The organism is Pseudomonas sp. gcc21 (genome assembly GCF_012844345.1).
Classification (GTDB): Bacteria; Pseudomonadota; Gammaproteobacteria; order Pseudomonadales; family Pseudomonadaceae; genus Halopseudomonas.
On the sequence record NZ_CP051625.1, the window covers coordinates 1713422 to 1730289 of the forward strand.

Below are 16868 nucleotides of genomic sequence, written 5' to 3' on the forward strand. Positions count from 1 at the left end.
CCTGCGCTACGCCGAGCTCGCAAACCACACCAAACCCCGCCGGCGCGCTCGAACGCCGACCGGGGCACTACTCCCCGAAAAGCGGCCCTCCAGAAACAACAAGCCCCGGTCTATAAACCGGGGTTCGTCATTTCAGCAGCACACAAAGCCCTACTTAGGCTCAATCCAGTCCCAACCTTCCTTGATCTCCTCCAGCAACCCCTGCACTTCATCCAGCGACCGCGGCGTATTATCCAGCGCCACGCCGGCCAGCTTGCGGGTCATGTAGTCGTAGAGCGAATCAAGGTTTTCGGCAATCTCGCCGCCGAGATCCTTATCCAACGACCCCTGCAGCGCACCGATAATACTCAGGGTGCTGCTCACGGCCGTACCGCGTCGCTCCGGGTTGCCGCTAGCCTGAGCGTGTCGGGCAAGCTTGACCCGCTCGATGGCGCCATTGAGCAATAGCTGCACCGCGCGGTACTGGGAAACTTCCTGAGCGATGTTGACTTGCTTGTAGGTGTCGATGGGGCTTTTCATTAGTTATCCTTTTTTACGACGCCGGGCAGACTGTCGAGGACGCCGGTCAGGTATTCGCTGGTGCCCGCAAGCTGGCCAATCATAGAATCCATTGCGTTGAATTGTGCGAGCAAGCGACTTTCCAGCTTTTCCACCCTGCGCGTTAAAGCCAGCCGTTGATCATCAACGCTGGCAAGAGTGTTTTGCAAAGACGTGGTGCGGCTCTCAAGAAGACCGCCGTTTGCAGTGTACGGAGCGACGCGGCTTTCGAGCTTGGCCATCAGCCCGTCTCTACCGGTTAGAAAGCCCGCCATGCTGTCGAAATTATCCTTGAGGGCCGCATCAAACTTCGTATCGTCAAGCTTCAAAGAGCCGTCGCGTTGAGTTGAAATGCCCAAATCGGCCAGGACGCGCAGCCCACCTGTATCGCCGATTACAGATCCCAGCTCACCGCGAATAGCAGAGGTAAAGGACCGTACCGACGCATCACCTACCAGCGCAGCAGCAAGTGGCTCGCCATCATCGCCACCAACCGGCGTCACCTTGGTCAGTGACCCGACGGTCTCCATCATCTTGTTGTAGGCATCGACGAATTTCTTAACCTGGGTTTTTATACCTGCACGGTCTTCCGACACATTGAGATTGACGGTATTTCCCTTCTCGATGTCCTCGGCGGATTGTGCTGATTTCAACGTCAGGATGACGCCGTCCAATGCACCTTCAACCGTATTAGTTTCACTGCTGATCGGGATGCCATCAATCGCCAGGTTGGCATCCCGCGCATAGCTGATCACCCGTGCCCCGGTTGACTCAGGGTCAACCTCAGGCAGTTTGAAATCGGCCGGGACGGTTGGACTGAAGGCCAATACACTGAGATCGCTATTGACCTCGCCGGTAGTATCCACGGTGACGCTGATATCTTTACCGGTGCCTGAGTCGCTTGAACTCAATATCAATCGCGCCCCACCGCCACCGTTCGGATCATTGATGACCGTCGCGCTTAAACCGCTTTCCTTGCCGGCTGCGTTAATGGCATCGCGAATACCCGTAAGACTGTTATTGGCATCGGTCACATCAACCGTCAGTGATTTGTCGCCCGCTGTCACCGTCAGTTTGCCCGTGCCGATTGCGTCAGTGACATTCGGCACTTGGCTGAGGGCGACCTTGCTTGTCTGTGCGAGATTCAATACCTGGACGCTGTAGTTACCGGCTGACGCCTTGGACGTTGCCGCGACAGAAAACACATCCGCCTTGCCGGACGAAGCGCTGCGCTTTTCAAAGAGGGCCGGGCTGTTCAAGTCCTTGAGGACGGTCTGAAACTCAGACAGAGCATTGCGAAATTGGCCGAGACCGGAGAACTTGGCAGTGGTGGCCTTTTCCAGGCGATTGAGCTGCGCGTTTTTTGGCGCCGCCTCAGCATTGACCAGGGCATCCACCATACCGCGGATATCCATCCCAGATCCGAGCCCCATAATTGCCATGTGCCTGCCTCCCGACTAGTTTTTGACGGTCTTGCTACTGCGTCGCCTATTCCGGGACTGTAGCAAGCAACGTGCCAGCCAACCCCGTACGTTCTATCAGGCTTCTGCCTTGAAAAGCAGGCTGCGAATCTCGGACAGGCTTTCGGAGAGTCGTAATGCCTCCTCCGAAGGGATTTGCCGAATAACGTTCCCGCTGGCGCGGTCCGTTACGTTGACAACCGTACGGCCGCTTTCATGGTCCAGAGTGAAGTCGATGTCACGGCTGACCGATTGTACAAACTGCTGCATGTCAGTGACCGCCGATTCGAGCTGGTTGCGCTCGGCATCTGCAGGCTGCTCGACCGGTAGCTGAGAAAGGGGTTCCACCGGTGCAACCGTGGAGTTGTGGTGTGCTGCGCCCGCCTGCCTGCTGGCAGGACGATTGCTGAGGCCCGCCTCGGCCGGTCCAGCAGAACTGGTAATACGGCTGATCTCAAACGGCTTGTGTATGCCCACTTCCATGGTGCTTACCTCGCATAGGAAAAAGCGGAGGAAGGGTCGCCCCTTCCCCCGCATTCGTTACCTCTTACCTACCCTTAGCCGAGCAGGCTAAGGACGGCCTGGGGCAACTGGTTGGCCTGAGCCAGCATCGCAGTACCAGCCTGCTGCATGATCTGGTTCTTGGTCATGTTGGCCGATTCAGCAGCATAGTCGGTATCCATGATACGACCGCGGGCAGCGGAGGCGTTCTCGGATACGTTCTGCAGGTTGCTGATGGTGGACTCGAAGCGGTTTTGGACGGCACCCAGGGAGGCGCGGGTAGAATCGATTTCTGAAAGCGCCGCGTCGATCGTAGCGATGGCGGACTGAGCGCCGTCTACAGTGCTGATGTCGATTTTTTCGACAGACAGTTGGTTGTTAGCTCCTTCCGCGACCCCAGATTTAGTCAGTGCATCAGAATCGGCTACATCAAAGCCGAGATTGCTCAAACCCACGTTACCTGCCACTTCAGACAGCGTGATCTCCGCCTCCCCACCTTTTTCGGTAGTGACAAAAGATAGCTTGCCCCCATCCACAGTTGCGCGGACCTTACCTGACAGTTCGTCATTAGCCGCCAGTTTCTGGTTGACGTTGTCAGCCAGTGCCTCGACGGTGGTGTAATTGCCTTCAGTCATCTCAATTGTCTGAGCTGCACCTGTGCCCAGAGCGATCTGGAAGGAAGTGTTCGAGGAGTCCAGATCACCTGTGTTCTCACTACGATCAGTGGCGCCTGTTCCAAGAGCGCCGAAAAGCACATCAGCACTTGCCCCGCCGACGGTTAGAGCTTCGCCGCCCAAGGTTCCCGTCTGAGTCAAAGTCAATTTGCCGTCAGCATCTGCGCTCGCAGCGACAAGCCCGGCCAAAGTGCTTTTCCCGATCTTGGAGTTTATATCTTCGGCTAAGGCACTAGCATCGGCATAATCTTGATTGAGGGTGATGGTTTGCGCTGCGCCGTTGCCCAGAGCGACAGTGAAGCTACTATTAGCAGCTGTGTTCGCAGCCGATGCTGCCGCTTCAGTCGTTGGGGTGCCGAAAATGGCAGCAGAACCATCTTCGGAGGCATGCGGGGCGACTGTAATAGCCGTCCCAGACGCTGAGTCGCCAACCTCTCGCAGCCCAACCATGCCATCATCGCTAGCGTAAGCCTCCACTGTCGGAGTGCCGCTGCCATAAGCGGTTTCAATGGCAGTATTGACCGCAGCCGCCATATCCTCAGCAGATTCGTAGGTCTTCGCTGTCACTTCGACAGCAAGCCCTGCAGACGGCAGGCCACCACCGTTAATAGTGAATTTATTACTTGCTGCGGTAAGCGTAACGTCGTTTGTATCGATATCAACTGAACCCTTGATATCAGATTTGACGCCCGCAACTGTACCAAATCCCAAATTCGCCACTGCAAGTTCGACGCCGCCTGCCACGCTGGCTGGCGTCGCTGTGGTACCGATGGTCAAGCTATTCACTTCTTTCGCGGCAACTAGCGTGGCAGCAGTCGCCTCACGACTAGCGGTAGTGCCCATATCAGTAGTCCGGAAGCTATCGATCTTGAGACTGATGGTCTGATTGGCCTCAGCACCTACCTGAATATTCTCCGAAAAATTTCCGTCGAAAAGAGACTTGCTGCCAAATTTCGTTTGTGTGGAGATGCGATCCAGCTCGTTTTTCAGCTGCACCACTTCGTCATTCAGAGCCTTGCGCTCGGAATCACCGTTACCGCCGTTAGCGGACTGCAAAGACAAGTCACGCATACGTTGCAGGATGTTGGTGGATTCCTGCAGAGCGCCTTCAGCGGTCTGCGCCAAGGAGATACCGTCGTTGGCGTTCTTGACCGCAACACCCAGGCCATTGATCTGGCTGGTCAGTCGGTTGGAGATCTGCAGGCCGGCTGCATCGTCCTTGGCGCTGTTGATTTGCGAACCAGAAGACAGACGCTCAAGAGAAGTCTGCAGGTTGCTGGAAGAACTACCCAGGTTACGCTGGGCGTTAAGCGAAGCTACGTTTGTGTTTACTGTAAGTGCCATGGGTAATTCTCCATTAGACCGAAAAGGTATGCCTGATGCGACTCATGGGCCGGCTATCCCAGGCACCCATTGTGTTCGCGTTCAGTTACTGTATCGGCGTGGTGGCCAAGAGCTTTAGGCCTTTCCTGAAAAAACATTTTTTGCTGGCTTGACAAAGGGTTGTACAGCAAGAAACGTACGCAGCGCCGATGGGAGGGTTATCGGTTAAGGGTGGGAAAGCTTTAATGGGGAAGCTGAAGAATCAGTACGAGCTGGTGCTCGAACTTCCCAGGGGGAAACCGGTGCGTGGCCATGGGCGCCTTTTTTGAGGGCTTGCTGGGAACGTCGAGCACCAGCTCGATGGGCGGTTTAGCAGAAGATCGGTACGCCGATCGATGAGGGAGCCCGGCTCTCATGCAGAGAACCGGGCGGTGGAGCAGATTTGATCCGTTGTTGCTAAGGCGCCAAAGACTGCAGCAAGCGCCCATAGGACAATTCGTTTTTTGCTGCTGCTGCCTTGTCGCCGCAGGCGATGCCTTCGCCTACGTATTTCACCGTACATTCTGCCTTGAGTGTCAGAACGTCACCGCTCAGCTCGGACGCTTCCGCCATGGTGATGACCTGCTGGAAGTAAGTCGGCGGGCGGCCGTATTGGTCGAAGGTGGATATCAGTTGTTTGACAGTGGCTGGATCATTTCCCTCGGCCAAGCGGGTATGCTCGACATGCATGGTGAGAGAGGGATAGGTTCCGTTCAGGCCCAACGCCAAATTCTGCTGCATGGATGACTTCTGACGCTGGGCGGCGCGCAGTTCGTAGAAGGACTGGCGCAGAAAGTTCTGGTGGGTTGTATGCGGATTGACTGCAGATCTCATGAGTTTTTCCGAGTCGGCCAGCCTGCCCCGGGACACTCCCTCCCGAGCCTCTACCACTTGTACCAGCCCTTGCCAGATTCGCTCCGTCTTTTGGGTCTTGCTGATGGCCTGCCAGTTTTTTACTTCCAGCGCGGGAGCCGGCGCGCCTGCGTAATGCGCATCCACGTAGGTCAGCAGATTATCGTAGCGTTTCTCTGCGGCGTCATGATTCTGGCTGAGTTTGTTCACAAAGGAGCCGACGCTGACAGCGGATTGATCAAGAAAACCACCCAACAATTCACCCACGCGTGTTTTTTCCAGCTCGGGATCATTGACCATAAAGAGCTGATCAATCAGAGCATTGCGCTCGCCCTGGGCGGTTCGGTTGCGCTCTTCCCAGATGGCCATCTTGTCCAACAGGGTAAACATGGCGTCACTGTTGTAACCAGCAGCAACCAGCAGATCAACGCCTAGCTTGTCTGCTTCAAGCTCCTGCCGACGCGTCCAGCCTGGATTGATGAAACCGTCAGAGACCATGAACGCGGTGAAAGTGGAGAAATTGGGGTCAGATGAACGTTTCGGAGTGGTCCATCAGGAATGAATGTGGACGTCCGGGCCAGATGAGAATAAACCAGATGCACACGAGCCCGCGTTGGACCTCTGGGCCAGATGAGGTAGAAATTGGGGTCAGATGAACGTTTCGGAGAAAACCGTACGAGCTGGTGGCTCGAACCTCCCAGGAAACCCAGCGGCGTTGATCTACATCCACCTGCGGTTCGGGGACCACAACTGTGGAGCTGGGGTCAGATGAACATTTCCGCGCCGATAGGTTGCCGGCTGTCTAGTCCTGAAAACTATCCCGCCGATCTGCAACTGGTCTCGAGAAAAAGAAGTCAGGTACATTTATGGCTCCCAAGGATTGAGCAGCGCCACGCCAGATGACTGAAAGTCCGCAACGTTTCGCGTTACCAGCGTCATACCATGCACCAAAGCGGTAGCCGCGATAAGGCTATCCATCGCCGGCTGCGGATCGGGGACATGAAGCGCAGCGCAACGTTGCGCCACAGCTGTGTCCACCGGCAGGATGCGCCCCGCAAAAGCAGGCAAAACGTGGCTGTCGAACCAGGTTCGAAAAATAGCGCCTTGCGGAGGATCACGGCGCTCGGCCAACAGGATACCCATCTCCAGTTCCTGTACCGTGATTGCAGATACATACAAATCCACGGCATCCACACTGTCGGCCCACTGTGCCACGTTAGTATCGGCTCGACCTGATCTCACTTTTCTCAGCTCCGAGATGACATTGGTATCGAGCAGAAACATCAGGAAAAGTCCGCAGGTCGTGCCGATTCACGCGAACGCGAAATTTCCAGCTCCGCGCCATCAATCCCAGGCATCGCCAGCAAATCGGCTATTTTTGTGTGGCTTGCGGTCAAACGCTGCCACAGCTCAATACTTAACAGTACATGCGCCGGTCGGCCACGATCAGTGATAAAGACCGGGCCATTATTTGCGGCCCGTTTTATTTCGCTGGCCGCCTGGTTGAACTCCCGGCTTGATACCGTGGTAATAGTAGTCATGCCCTAACCTCGCTCGCCCTAGTATATGTAGATACGTTACTACTTCCTTGCCAGTACAGCAATCCCGCAAAACTAAGGCAGATGAACGTTTCTCCGTGGAAAAATTGTGGGAGAAATTGGGGTCAGATGAACGTTTCGCTGCGTTGTTGGCGCTAGTTGACGGATACTCGAAGAGTCATTCAGATCGGCCAATACAGCACCGGTGGACAGAGAAGGGATTTTTCCAAACCGCAGAAAGCTCAAAGGGGAGCTTTCGCTCCCCCTTGGTTGTTCTTGTTGTTCTCGAGCTGTTTCTTGTTCTTTTGGGCTGGGCGGCATTGCCACCCCGTGAAACCCATCCCGGGTTGCCTAAAGCAAGCGGATTGCTTTGGACGCGCAGGAAGAGACCTTCCCATTCTCCAAAAAAATCAGTTTGCTGCACTCGCACGTTTTGTTCTTTTTATGTGTGGAGCCGAATCTTGTTTTTATTAGTATGTTTGCGATTTTTATTTTTGTTGTACCGATAACAAAGCAGACTGCGTGCCAAGTTTATATAATCGTTATAAATCAATTAGTTATGTTCTATGCTTGTTTGCCAGCCCAACTCACAACCCAACCGGTGTTACCTTTTACCCCCTTGGGTGTTACCTCTTCCCACAAAAGCTCCCACACAATAAGTGTTACCCCACAAAGGCATTCGGGTCAGTTGAACCGACAGGTCAGCCGAATGACGCAAACGAACAAGCCTCGATCCAGCCTGTCCATTCAATGAGCGCCTGCCTTTACTCATTGGAGACAGCACATGGCACACCTTTCGATACGCCCTCTGCCCTTCGAGCCACATTTTGAGCAAGTTGACGACAACGAAGCGGCGGTTCAACAGGAGATCATCGACTCGCTACGGCACATCCTGGAGACCACCTACGCCGACGGTGGTCACGCGATCCGCAGCGTCCACGCCAAGAGTCATGGCTTGCTGGAAGGCGAGCTGACCGTCCTTGATGATTTGCCTGAGGAACTGGCTCAGGGCGCCTTCGCCCGGCCGGGCAGGTTCCCGCTCATCATGCGTCTGTCGACCAATCCGGGCGACATCCTCGACGATAAGGTTTCCACACCGCGTGGGATGGCGCTGAAGATTACGCGCATTGCGGGCGAGCGGTTACCGAGCTCAGAAAATGCCACTACGCAGGATTTTGTACTGGTCAACGCGCCGGTGTTCATGGCTCCGGACATCAAGGCCTTCTTGCGTTCGTTGAAACTGCTGGCGAAAACCACGGACCGTGCGCCACAGGCCAAACAGGTATTATCAGCGGTACTGCGTGGCGCCGAATTGCTGATCGAGAAAGCCGGTGCTGAGAGCGCAACGCTCAAGGGGCTGGGCGGGCATCCGGCGACCAACATGCTCGGCGAAACTTACTATAGCGTCGTACCAATGCTCTGGGGTCCGTATTTCGCCAAGCTGAGCGTGGCGCCGATTTCGCCCGATCTGCAGCGGCTCAAAGGTCAGCCGCTGGACCTGAAGGACGGTCCAAACGCTCTGCGCGACGCAATCACCGAACACTTCGCCAACCACGGCGGCACCTGGGAAGTGCGCGTACAACTGGCCACCGACCTGGAGGCAATGCCCATCGAAGACGCCACCGTGGAATGGCCGGAAGAACAGAGCCCGTACGTTCCGGTAGGCCGTATCGAGCTGAAACCGCAAAAAGGCTGGTCGGACGCGTTGGCCAGACGCATCGATGACGGGATGTCGTTCAGCCCCTGGCACGGGCTGGCCGCACATCGTCCGCTTGGTGGAATCATGCGAGCACGTAAACCTGCCTACGAAATGTCTGCAGGATTTCGCGCGACACATAACGGCTGTCCAATCCACGAGCCGGAATGACAGGCGATGCCGCAGCCAATGAGCTGCGCAAACCAGATCGGAAGGCCGCTTGGTAAAGCACAATTGAGGGTTGGCGTGGGATGCATGCGCAAGGAAATGGGGTCAGTTCAGGTACATTTTCCCGGTATTCGGGATGGAGCCAGGCTCTTCCGATACTGGGAATACCCGCACATTCCTGCCTCCGTAAACTTGATCTCTCATCGCCAGGACCGCCAATGCTGCCCGTTCAACCTATTTTGGAGATTAATCGTAGGGAGCGCGCAGTCGGTTGGCGCTGGCTGGATAGCGGCTGGTCTCCCATAGCGCTAGCGGATAAGCTAACCGCCTCGCTAACAACCTCGGAGCTATCCATGGCTGATCAGGATATTCGCTGGCTGCAACGACTCGCCAACTATCAGCGTGCGCTATCGCGCCTGCGAGACGCTGTGGACCTGGCCGGAACCCGCCCGCTCAGCGACCTGGAAAAACAGGGGCTTATTCAGGCGTTCGAGTTCGTTTTTGAGCTGGCCTGGAATCTGATGAAAGATTATTTTCTGTATCAGGGCAACCCTGCTATCACCGGTTCCCGTGATGCCATCCGCAGCGCGTTCAAGCAGCAGCTCATCACCGACGGTGAAGGTTGGATGGAAATGATCAAGAGCCGCAATCAGTCCGCACATACCTATAACGAAGCGGTGGCCAATGCGATTACGGATAACATTCTGAACATCTACCACGATTTATTCGAACAGTTCGCCATCCAGATGCAGACCCTTGCAGATCAGCCATGACCGCAGAAACTCCATTTGGTCTTCCCGCTACAGCCATCGCTGCTCTGCGACACTTGTTTGACCGCTGGCCTGACATCGAGAGTGTCTGGATCTACGGCTCTAGAGCCAAAGGAAATTATCGCCCGGGATCTGACATAGACTTGACACTCAAGGGCGAGGCCCTGGATATGCACGACTTGCTGGCTATCGAGAACCAGATCGACGATTTGCTATTGCCCTGGTCTGTTGACCTCTCGCTATACACGCATATAGACAATGACAGTTTGCGGGAGCACATCGAAAGAGCTGGGCAGGTTTTTTATCAGCGGACTGCTGGCTGATCCACGGTCCAGAGAAGCGACAGATGGTGTTGCGTGAAATCACCGCTGCCAATGGTTAGGGCGGCCTACCAACCTTGGCAAACTGCCCCCGCATCGGCATCATGCCCGCCGCTATGATTGATACGGATCCACAATGCACGGAAAGCTGTTTGTTGTATTCGCGCTTGCCCTCCCTCTCTTCGGCTGTTCCATTCAGCAGCAGATCGAACACGTCAATAAACGACCGAACGCGCCCCTGTGTGTGGTGAACAACCCCGGTGTGCGCAGCGGTGTGCTGGACAGCGTCCTGCTGACCTTGTCGTCCAGAGGGGTGAATTACCATCTGGTTCATAACCGGTCGGCGGCGCAGGCCTGTGAATGGGCGTTGACCTACGATGCGCGGTGGTCGGTCGATCTGGGCAGTTATATGTCCTACGCGGCTATACAGGTATACCGCGGCGGCAGGCCGGCGGGGCATGCGATCTACGATGCCAGCAACGGGCGTGGGCACCCGGATAAATATGTGCAGGTGCAGCCGAAGATTGTTGAGCTGGTGGATGAGCTGTTTCGGCCGTAAGCATTCAATCAATAACGGCTCCGGTGGTGGACATATGGCGTAGCGCAGGCGCGCTCCCCCAAGGCACGACAACCCTTTATGACAGCCATATGAAGTTCGACCAGCGGCTCCGCTCTGCAACCGCTTTGTCATCCCGTTAGGATTAGCTAGGAGCATCTCAATTGGCGCGGCAGCGGGTCGCGCCCGGACGGAGGTGCTTCATGAATGCTAACAAGGCGGTCGTTCGCGTGCACCGCGACCTCAAGGTGCACACCAGCTATTACGCCTGCCCCGGCGTTACCAGCACGATCATTCTGGTGAACGGTTCGCTGGCGACCAGTGCATCCTTTGGTCAGACGCTGCGTTATCTGCAGCCGCTGTTCAACGTGGTGTTGTTCGACATGCCCTACGCCGGGCAGTCCCGCCCGTACAACCCCTGCCCGCCTTTGATCGGCAAGGAAGACGAGGCGATTATTCTCCTTGAACTGATCGAGCATTTTGAGGCGGACCGGGTGATGTCTTTCTCCTGGGGCGGCGTGGCGACCTTGCTGGCGCTGGCCCAGCGGCCGGAGCGGATCAAACAGGCGGTGATCGAATCCTTCTCGCCGGTACTCAACGCGCCCATGCGTGATTATCTGGCCTCGGCTGAGGATTGCCTGGCTGCGCTGGATCGCGAGGAAGTCGGCGATCTGATCAACCGCACCATCGGAGAGTATCTGCCACCCTTCTTCAAGCGTTGCAACTTCCGCCACGTCAGTACGCTGGAAGACCACGAGTACGAGCAGATGCTTTATCACGTGCGGCAGATGAAGAGCCTGGTGGCCGATAACTACATGCGCTGTGTGAGCAACATTGACGTGCCGTTGCTGTTTATCAACGGTGAGTGGGACCAGTACACCAGCCCGGAGGACGCTCGGAAATTTGGCGGCCTAGCCCCGCAGGCCGAATTTGTGACCGTAAGGCATTGCGGGCACTTTCTGGAGATGGAACACCGCACCGCCTGGTGGGAAGTACGCCGTGCGGTGGAGGGGTTCCTGTTGGCGCGACCCAAACCGAAACCTGTCGAGGCTACGCAACCTGTAGCGGAGCAGCCCAACGTGCTGCCGTTCAGAAAGGTGGCTTCGGTTGGTTGAGGGTGTTGCTCCCGGCACGCTCTTGTCAGAGCATGCCGGGATATTGCTGCTTAGGGATTCATCGAATCGAATACAGTCTTCTCAACGCCAGCAGCTTCAGCGCGCAGCCTGATCAGATCCTTGATCTTGCGATGCGGGAAGACGTAGAACTGATCCTCCTCAACTGCTTTCAGCGTCATCTCCGCAATGTCTTCTGCCTTGATGCGACCCTTGGCGACGGCGGATTGAATAGCAGCGGTACGCTCAGCAGCGACTTCAGTGCGCACAATGGTGTCTGCCTTGTCAGCCGGACGGTTACGTGCGGAATCATGGATGGCGGTGGGGAAGAATGCCGGGCAGAGTACCGTGACGCCGACCTGTTCAGCACCCACATCGCGCAGATCCAGCGCCAGCGTTTCGGACAGCGCAACGACCGAATGCTTGCTCGCGTTGTATACCGCCATGCTCGGGCCGTTCAGCCAGCCTGCAGCGGAGGCGACGTTGACGATATGACCTTCGCCCTGCTCGATCATCATCGGGGTGAAGGCCTTGATGCCCCATACCACGCCGTAGAGGTTCACGCCCATCACCCATTCCCAGTCGGCCTGGGTGTTCATCCAGACCGGACCGCCAACGCTGACGCCAGCGTTATTGAACAGAACGTGCGCGCCGCCGAAGCGGCTCTTAGCCAGCGCGGCAAACTCCTGAACCTGCTCGAGTTTGGAAACGTCCAGACGCATGGTGGCTGACTCGGTGCCTGGTGCTTTTTCTTCAACCAGGCGCAGGGTTTCCTGCATGCCCTTCTCGTCGACATCGCCCAGCACCAGATTCATCCCGCGCGCGGCGCAGCACAACGCCAGCTCACGCCCCAGCCCGCTGCCGCCACCGGTGATTACCGCTACCTTGCCCTTTAAATCCTGCATGTGAAGTCTCCTGTCACGGGCTCTGAACGTTTCAAAGCGCAGTTGATCGAATTCGGTGTGTGAGAATGCCCTGCCGTTCCGGTAGCGGCTACTGCTATGCGCCTGGTTGATTGAGCTTTAGCAGCATGGCTTATTGCTGGACGCGGGTTGCGCAAAGCACGTCGTCGGCCGGCTGCAGGGTGATGAAAAGTCCGGCGAATCAGCTCAGCTCATTAGCGCAACATTCGGAGATCGCGATGCGTGCCTTTTTATTGTTAACACTGTTGCTGACCGGCTGCGTGTCTCAACCGCATGAGCCGGTACCGACGGATGTGGTGCGCATCAACCTCGACACCATGCGCCCCGGCGATCACCTCAGCGCTTATCGCCTTGATGGTGAGCTGGTCCAGGGGCTCCGGTTTGATGACATCCCGCCTGGTGAACACGAGCTACAGGTGCGCTATCGATATGAAAGCTCCGCCCGCGCCTCGGCCAGCGGCTTGCTGGGCGATATTCAGCGGCGCAGCTGCATTCTGGCGGTTTATTACGATGGGTTTGAGGCGGGTTATGAGTATCGACTGGTGGTCAATCAATTGGGCTGGTCAACGGTGGGTTGGCTGGAATCGTCCAGCGGGGAGTCGTTGGCGAGTGCCAGGGTGTTGCGGTGTGGGCCGGGGGTTTGAGGGTGATCGCAGCCAACGATACGAGAAGAAGAGATAGTCTGGCCTACACCCTAGGGGCGTAGAGCGCCCCGTGCTACGCCAAAGCCCTGCGGCACCAGCGGAACCCTGTCGGCGCGCAGGCGCACGCCAACCCCACGAACCAACCCCATTCGCAGAGCCTCCCTGAGGGTGTAGCGCGCCTGCGCTACGCCGAAGCCTTGCAGCAGCGAACCCTGTCGGCGTGCAGGCGCACGCCGACTCCAGGAATCAACCCATTCGCAGAGCCTTCCTGGGGGTGTAGCGCGCCTGCGCTACGCCGAAGCTCCACAGCAGCAGCAAACCTTGCTGGCGCGTCCGCATGCTGCCCGACGCGCGCGCCAACCTGAGGTTTCACCTGACCGCTTGCCTCCCTTCCGCGATGCAGTAAACTTGCGCCACGCCCTGACTGGTCTCGACACCCGGTCGGGAGTCTTCCGCTATTGAACCGGAGAAACACATGTCGATGATCAAACGTCCGCTGGCCGTGATGGCTGGTTTGTGCCTGTCTGTTGCTTCTGTTTTTTCTTCTGCTCACGCTGCCGACACCGAAGTGTTGCGGGTTTCTGCGATTCCTGACGAGGCGCCTACGGAGCTGCTGCGCAAGTTCAAGCCACTCGGTGAATACCTCGAAAAAGAGCTGGGCATGGAAGTGAAGTTCCAGCCGGTATCCGATTACGCAGGTGTGGTTGAGGCGCTGGGCGCGAAGCGACTGGATATGGCCTGGTTGGGCGGCTTTACCTTTGTGCAGGCGCGTTTGCGCACCGGCGACGCCATACCGCTGGTTCAGCGTGAGCAGGATGAGGTGTTCACCAGCACCTTTATTACCGCCGACGAGAAGGTCAACAAACATTCTGACCTGGAAGGCAAGAGCTTCGCCTTCGGCTCGGTTTCTTCTACCTCCGGCCACCTGATGCCGCGTTACTTCATGCAGCAGGACGGTATCGATCCCGATAAGTTCTTCAGCCGCGTCGCCTTCTCCGGCGCACATGATGCCACCGTCGCCTGGGTTGAATCCGGTCGTGTGGATGCTGGCGTGCTCAACGCATCGGTATGGGACAAGCTGGTGGAAGACGGCAAGGTCGATACCGACAAGGTTCGTGTATATAACCGCACCCCGACCTATTTCGATTACAACTGGACGGTGCGCGGTGATCTGGGTGAAGAGCTGACCGACAAGATCAAGCAGGCCTTCCTCAAGCTGGATCCTGAGAATCCCGAACACAAAGAGATCCTTGATCTGCAACGCGCCTCGCGCTTCATCGAAACCAATGCCGAGAACTACAAAGGCATCGAGGACGCTGCGCGCGCCGCCGGCCTGCTGGAGTGAGCATCCGACTGGACGGGGTAGGCCTGACCCATCCCGGCGGTTTCACGGCGCTCGAAAAGCTTGACCTGACGATCGCCGCCGGTGAACGCGTGGCGATTATCGGACCGTCTGGTGCTGGAAAAACCACACTATTACGCCTGCTCGGCACCGGCCTGAACCCCAGCGCCGGTCGCCTGAGCCTGCTGGAAAACGACCCGACGCAACTGCGTGGCCGCACACTGCGCCAGCTCCGCACGCGTATCGGCTTGATTCACCAGAGCCCGCCCCTGCCGCCACGGCAGAGGGTGGTGACAGCGGTACTGGCTGGGCGGCTTGGACAGTGGTCGCTGCCGCGCGCACTGGCGTCGCTGTGTTATCCGCTGGATGCAGAAGGTGCTCGCGCCGCCCTTGAACCTCTGGATCTGGCAGACAAACTCTATACGCGCTGCGATCAGCTATCCGGCGGCCAATTGCAACGCGTGGGCATTGCCCGCGTGTTGTATCAGGGCGCTGACCTGTTGCTGGCCGATGAGCCGGTATCTGCCATGGACCCGGTGCTGGCCGACCACACATTGGCATTGCTGAATCGCATCGCGGCAGAGCGCGAGGTCACCCTGGTTGCCAGCCTGCACGCGGTGGATCTGGCGCTACGGCATTTTCCGCGGGTGATTGGACTGCGCGGCGGCACCATTCTGTTTGATCGCGCAGCAAACGAAGTAACCGATGCCGATCTGAACGGCCTCTATGTAAACGACAGCCTGCGAGGCGCCGCTAGCGAATCTGCATCAACCAATGTGCCGCTACGGGACAAACTCACCCGAGCCGCGCCACGATGTTTCTAGCATCGCCCGCCGTCGCCAGTCGCGACCCGGCCGCCCTGCCCCGCCTGTTTATTACTGTGCTGGCCATCGCGCTACTCTGGCCCGGTCTGGTTATTACCGAGTTCTCGCTGGCCACGCTGGTTGACCCGCGCAACCTGGATGTATTCAGCCGCTTTCTCGCCGGATTCTGGCCGCCCGACACCTCGCCTGAATTCCTTGCCATGCTCGGCAAGGCGACGCTGGAAACCCTGGCCATGGCAACGGCAGGCCTGGCTCTGGCGCTATTGTTGGCTATCCCACTGAGCCTGTTTGCCAGCCGCGCATTGTCTGTTTCCGCTGTGCTGACCGGTCGCCCTTCACGCGGGGCCAGCGCAGCACGCTATCCGGTGCGTTTGTTGCTGATTCTGCTGCGCAGCATTCCTGAAATCGTCTGGGCACTGCTGTTTGTGCGTGCGGTGGGGCTCGGCCCCACCGCGGGCGTGCTGGCAATTGCCATCACCTACAGCGGCATGCTCGGCAAGGTGTACGCGGAGATTTACGAGTCGGTCGACCAACGCCCCGCACGGGCACTGATGCAGGCCGGCAGCCCTCGGTTGGCGGCATTCCTCTACGGCGTACTGCCGGCCGCTGCGCAGGAACTGATGTCCTATACCATCTACCGCTGGGAATGCGCCGTGCGCGCCTCAGTCATCATGGGCTTCGTCGGCGCGGGTGGTCTGGGGCAGATGATCGACCTGTCGATCCGCATGTTTGCCGGCGGTGAAGTAGTCAGCATTCTGCTTACCTTCCTTGTGCTGGTATTGCTGGCCGACCAGCTCAGTACGCTGTTGCGTCGGAGGCTGGCATGAGTCGGCGACTGGAGGCGATTCTCTGGATCGGCGCCATAATCACAGCACTGATCGCCTCCTTTGCCTATTTGAGGATGGATCTGCTCGGCTTGTTTCGTGGCGACAGCCCGGAGCAGATGCTCAGCTACGCGCAATCATTCTTCCCGCCGGAAACATCAGCGGACTGGTTAGCAAAAATAGCGCGTGGCGCACTGGAAACACTGGCCATATCAGCCATCGGCACTTTATTGGCTGCCCTGGCCGGTGCAGCGCTGAGTCTGTTGGCCGCAGGCCGGATCGGGCGCGTAGCCAAGAGCCTGTCGCGCCTGCTGCTCAATGCGTTGCGCTCGGTGCCTGAGCTGGTCTGGGCGGCATTGATGGTACTGGCTGCTGGGCTCGGACCCTTCGCCGGCACATTGGCCATTGCATTACACACCGCCGGCGTCCTCGGGCGGCTTTTTGCCGAAGCACTGGAAAATACTCCGACTGAACCGGCACAGGCATTACGCGATGCAGGTGCCGGCCCGATTGCCGCTTTCTGCTACGGCACCTTGCCGAATGTGATGCCGCAATGGATCGCCTACAGCTTGTATCGGTGGGAGAACAACATCCGCATGGCCGCGGTGCTCGGGTTTGTCGGCGCCGGTGGGCTGGGACAGATGTTGTATGTGACGCTCAGCCTGTTCCAACAGCCACGGGCGATGACTGTCATCCTGGCAATGATTGTGATGGTATTGCTGGTGGACGCCTTGAGCGCCTGGCTGCGAGCGCGCCTCGGCTAGA

The 16868-nt window shown here is 57.6% G+C and carries 18 protein-coding genes; 10 read left to right on the forward strand and 8 right to left on the reverse strand.

The features are described from left to right. Nucleotides 1-150: 150 nt before the first annotated feature. The 7 genes from fliS to HG264_RS07965 form a co-directional block, all read right to left on the reverse strand. A complete protein-coding gene (gene fliS, locus HG264_RS07935; protein WP_169407160.1) occupies nucleotides 151-519 on the reverse strand; it encodes a flagellar export chaperone FliS in 369 nt (122 codons plus the stop codon). Next, complete coding sequence (fliD, locus tag HG264_RS07940; RefSeq protein ID WP_169407161.1) at nucleotides 519-1979, reverse strand: flagellar filament capping protein FliD; 1461 nt, start codon at nucleotides 1977-1979, stop codon at nucleotides 519-521. The genes fliS and fliD overlap by 1 nt, the downstream gene beginning before the upstream one ends. Nucleotides 1980-2075: 96 nt before the next feature. After that, nucleotides 2076-2480, reverse strand: a complete 405-nt coding sequence (locus tag HG264_RS07945) for a flagellar protein FlaG (RefSeq protein WP_169407162.1) — start codon at nucleotides 2478-2480, stop codon at nucleotides 2076-2078. A gap of 74 nt (nucleotides 2481-2554) precedes the next feature. Continuing rightward, nucleotides 2555-4516: a flagellin gene (locus HG264_RS18710; RefSeq protein WP_169407163.1), complete on the reverse strand. Its 1962-nt coding sequence runs from the start codon at nucleotides 4514-4516 to the stop codon at nucleotides 2555-2557. A 435-nt stretch (nucleotides 4517-4951) separates the two neighbouring features. Beyond that, nucleotides 4952-5884 (reverse strand): hypothetical protein, encoded by a 933-nt coding sequence (locus tag HG264_RS07955; RefSeq protein ID WP_169407164.1) that lies wholly within the window; start codon nucleotides 5882-5884, stop codon nucleotides 4952-4954. 366 nt (nucleotides 5885-6250) lie between these two features. After that, nucleotides 6251-6670 (reverse strand): type II toxin-antitoxin system VapC family toxin, encoded by a 420-nt coding sequence (locus HG264_RS07960; RefSeq protein WP_150299302.1) that lies wholly within the window; start codon nucleotides 6668-6670, stop codon nucleotides 6251-6253. Continuing rightward, nucleotides 6670-6927, reverse strand: coding sequence for a type II toxin-antitoxin system Phd/YefM family antitoxin (locus HG264_RS07965; RefSeq protein WP_169407165.1), 258 nt, complete (start codon nucleotides 6925-6927; stop codon nucleotides 6670-6672). The genes HG264_RS07960 and HG264_RS07965 overlap by 1 nt, the downstream gene beginning before the upstream one ends. Nucleotides 6928-7708: 781 nt before the next feature. On the opposite strand from HG264_RS07965, the gene HG264_RS07970 reads away from it, so the two are divergent. From HG264_RS07970 to HG264_RS07990, 5 genes are all read left to right on the forward strand, one after another. Next, complete coding sequence (locus HG264_RS07970) at nucleotides 7709-8791, forward strand: catalase family protein (RefSeq protein WP_169407166.1); 1083 nt, start codon at nucleotides 7709-7711, stop codon at nucleotides 8789-8791. 350 nt (nucleotides 8792-9141) lie between these two features. Further along, nucleotides 9142-9561 (forward strand): nucleotidyltransferase substrate binding protein, encoded by a 420-nt coding sequence (locus HG264_RS07975; protein WP_163984017.1) that lies wholly within the window; start codon nucleotides 9142-9144, stop codon nucleotides 9559-9561. Next, complete coding sequence (locus tag HG264_RS07980; RefSeq protein WP_163984018.1) at nucleotides 9558-9881, forward strand: nucleotidyltransferase domain-containing protein; 324 nt, start codon at nucleotides 9558-9560, stop codon at nucleotides 9879-9881. Before HG264_RS07975 ends, HG264_RS07980 begins: the two co-directional genes overlap by 4 nt. 133 nt (nucleotides 9882-10014) lie before the next feature. Next, nucleotides 10015-10437 (forward strand): Sbal_3080 family lipoprotein, encoded by a 423-nt coding sequence (locus HG264_RS07985; RefSeq protein WP_169407167.1) that lies wholly within the window; start codon nucleotides 10015-10017, stop codon nucleotides 10435-10437. A gap of 200 nt (nucleotides 10438-10637) precedes the next feature. Next, entirely contained in the window at nucleotides 10638-11549 is a 912-nt protein-coding gene (locus HG264_RS07990) for an alpha/beta fold hydrolase (RefSeq protein WP_169407168.1), read from the forward strand. Nucleotides 11550-11599: 50 nt separating this feature from the next. Here HG264_RS07990 and HG264_RS07995 read toward each other — a convergent pair whose 3' ends face one another. Continuing rightward, nucleotides 11600-12451: an SDR family NAD(P)-dependent oxidoreductase gene (locus HG264_RS07995; protein ID WP_169407169.1), complete on the reverse strand. Its 852-nt coding sequence runs from the start codon at nucleotides 12449-12451 to the stop codon at nucleotides 11600-11602. A gap of 236 nt (nucleotides 12452-12687) precedes the next feature. Here HG264_RS07995 and HG264_RS08000 point away from each other — a divergent pair, with 236 nt between their 5' ends. The 5 genes from HG264_RS08000 (at nucleotide 12688) to phnE (ending at nucleotide 16867) form a co-directional block, all read left to right on the forward strand. Next, nucleotides 12688-13113: a hypothetical protein gene (locus HG264_RS08000; RefSeq protein ID WP_169407170.1), complete on the forward strand. Its 426-nt coding sequence runs from the start codon at nucleotides 12688-12690 to the stop codon at nucleotides 13111-13113. 481 nt (nucleotides 13114-13594) lie between these two features. Further along, entirely contained in the window at nucleotides 13595-14458 is an 864-nt protein-coding gene (locus HG264_RS08005; RefSeq protein WP_169409055.1) for a putative selenate ABC transporter substrate-binding protein, read from the forward strand. After that, a complete protein-coding gene (locus tag HG264_RS08010) occupies nucleotides 14455-15279 on the forward strand; it encodes a phosphonate ABC transporter ATP-binding protein (protein WP_169407171.1) in 825 nt (274 codons plus the stop codon). Before HG264_RS08005 ends, HG264_RS08010 begins: the two co-directional genes overlap by 4 nt. Continuing rightward, nucleotides 15270-16106: an ABC transporter permease gene (locus HG264_RS08015; protein ID WP_169407172.1), complete on the forward strand. Its 837-nt coding sequence runs from the start codon at nucleotides 15270-15272 to the stop codon at nucleotides 16104-16106. Before HG264_RS08010 ends, HG264_RS08015 begins: the two co-directional genes overlap by 10 nt. Then, nucleotides 16103-16867, forward strand: coding sequence for a phosphonate ABC transporter, permease protein PhnE (phnE, locus tag HG264_RS08020; protein ID WP_169407173.1), 765 nt, complete (start codon nucleotides 16103-16105; stop codon nucleotides 16865-16867). Before HG264_RS08015 ends, phnE begins: the two co-directional genes overlap by 4 nt. The last annotated feature ends 1 nt before the right edge of the window (nucleotide 16868 follow it).

Bases quoted from the DNA above. Each gene is read 5' to 3' on its own strand.
- fliS (WP_169407160.1), bottom strand. From the start codon at position 519: ATGAAAAGCCCCATCGACACCTACAAGCAAGTCAACATCGCTCAGGAA.
- fliD (WP_169407161.1), bottom strand. From the start codon at position 1,979: ATGGCAATTATGGGGCTCGGATCTGGGATGGATATCCGCGGTATGGTG.
- HG264_RS07945 (WP_169407162.1), bottom strand. From the start codon at position 2,480: ATGGAAGTGGGCATACACAAGCCGTTTGAGATCAGCCGTATTACCAGT.
- HG264_RS18710 (WP_169407163.1), bottom strand. From the start codon at position 4,516: ATGGCACTTACAGTAAACACAAACGTAGCTTCGCTTAACGCCCAGCGT.
- HG264_RS07955 (WP_169407164.1), bottom strand. From the start codon at position 5,884: ATGGTCTCTGACGGTTTCATCAATCCAGGCTGGACGCGTCGGCAGGAG.
- HG264_RS07960 (WP_150299302.1), bottom strand. From the start codon at position 6,670: ATGTTTCTGCTCGATACCAATGTCATCTCGGAGCTGAGAAAAGTGAGA.
- HG264_RS07965 (WP_169407165.1), bottom strand. From the start codon at position 6,927: ATGACTACTATTACCACGGTATCAAGCCGGGAGTTCAACCAGGCGGCC.
- HG264_RS07970 (WP_169407166.1), top strand. From the start codon at position 7,709: ATGGCACACCTTTCGATACGCCCTCTGCCCTTCGAGCCACATTTTGAG.
- HG264_RS07975 (WP_163984017.1), top strand. From the start codon at position 9,142: ATGGCTGATCAGGATATTCGCTGGCTGCAACGACTCGCCAACTATCAG.
- HG264_RS07980 (WP_163984018.1), top strand. From the start codon at position 9,558: ATGACCGCAGAAACTCCATTTGGTCTTCCCGCTACAGCCATCGCTGCT.
- HG264_RS07985 (WP_169407167.1), top strand. From the start codon at position 10,015: ATGCACGGAAAGCTGTTTGTTGTATTCGCGCTTGCCCTCCCTCTCTTC.
- HG264_RS07990 (WP_169407168.1), top strand. From the start codon at position 10,638: ATGAATGCTAACAAGGCGGTCGTTCGCGTGCACCGCGACCTCAAGGTG.
- HG264_RS07995 (WP_169407169.1), bottom strand. From the start codon at position 12,451: ATGCAGGATTTAAAGGGCAAGGTAGCGGTAATCACCGGTGGCGGCAGC.
- HG264_RS08000 (WP_169407170.1), top strand. From the start codon at position 12,688: ATGCGTGCCTTTTTATTGTTAACACTGTTGCTGACCGGCTGCGTGTCT.
- HG264_RS08005 (WP_169409055.1), top strand. From the start codon at position 13,595: ATGATCAAACGTCCGCTGGCCGTGATGGCTGGTTTGTGCCTGTCTGTT.
- HG264_RS08015 (WP_169407172.1), top strand. From the start codon at position 15,270: ATGTTTCTAGCATCGCCCGCCGTCGCCAGTCGCGACCCGGCCGCCCTG.
- phnE (WP_169407173.1), top strand. From the start codon at position 16,103: ATGAGTCGGCGACTGGAGGCGATTCTCTGGATCGGCGCCATAATCACA.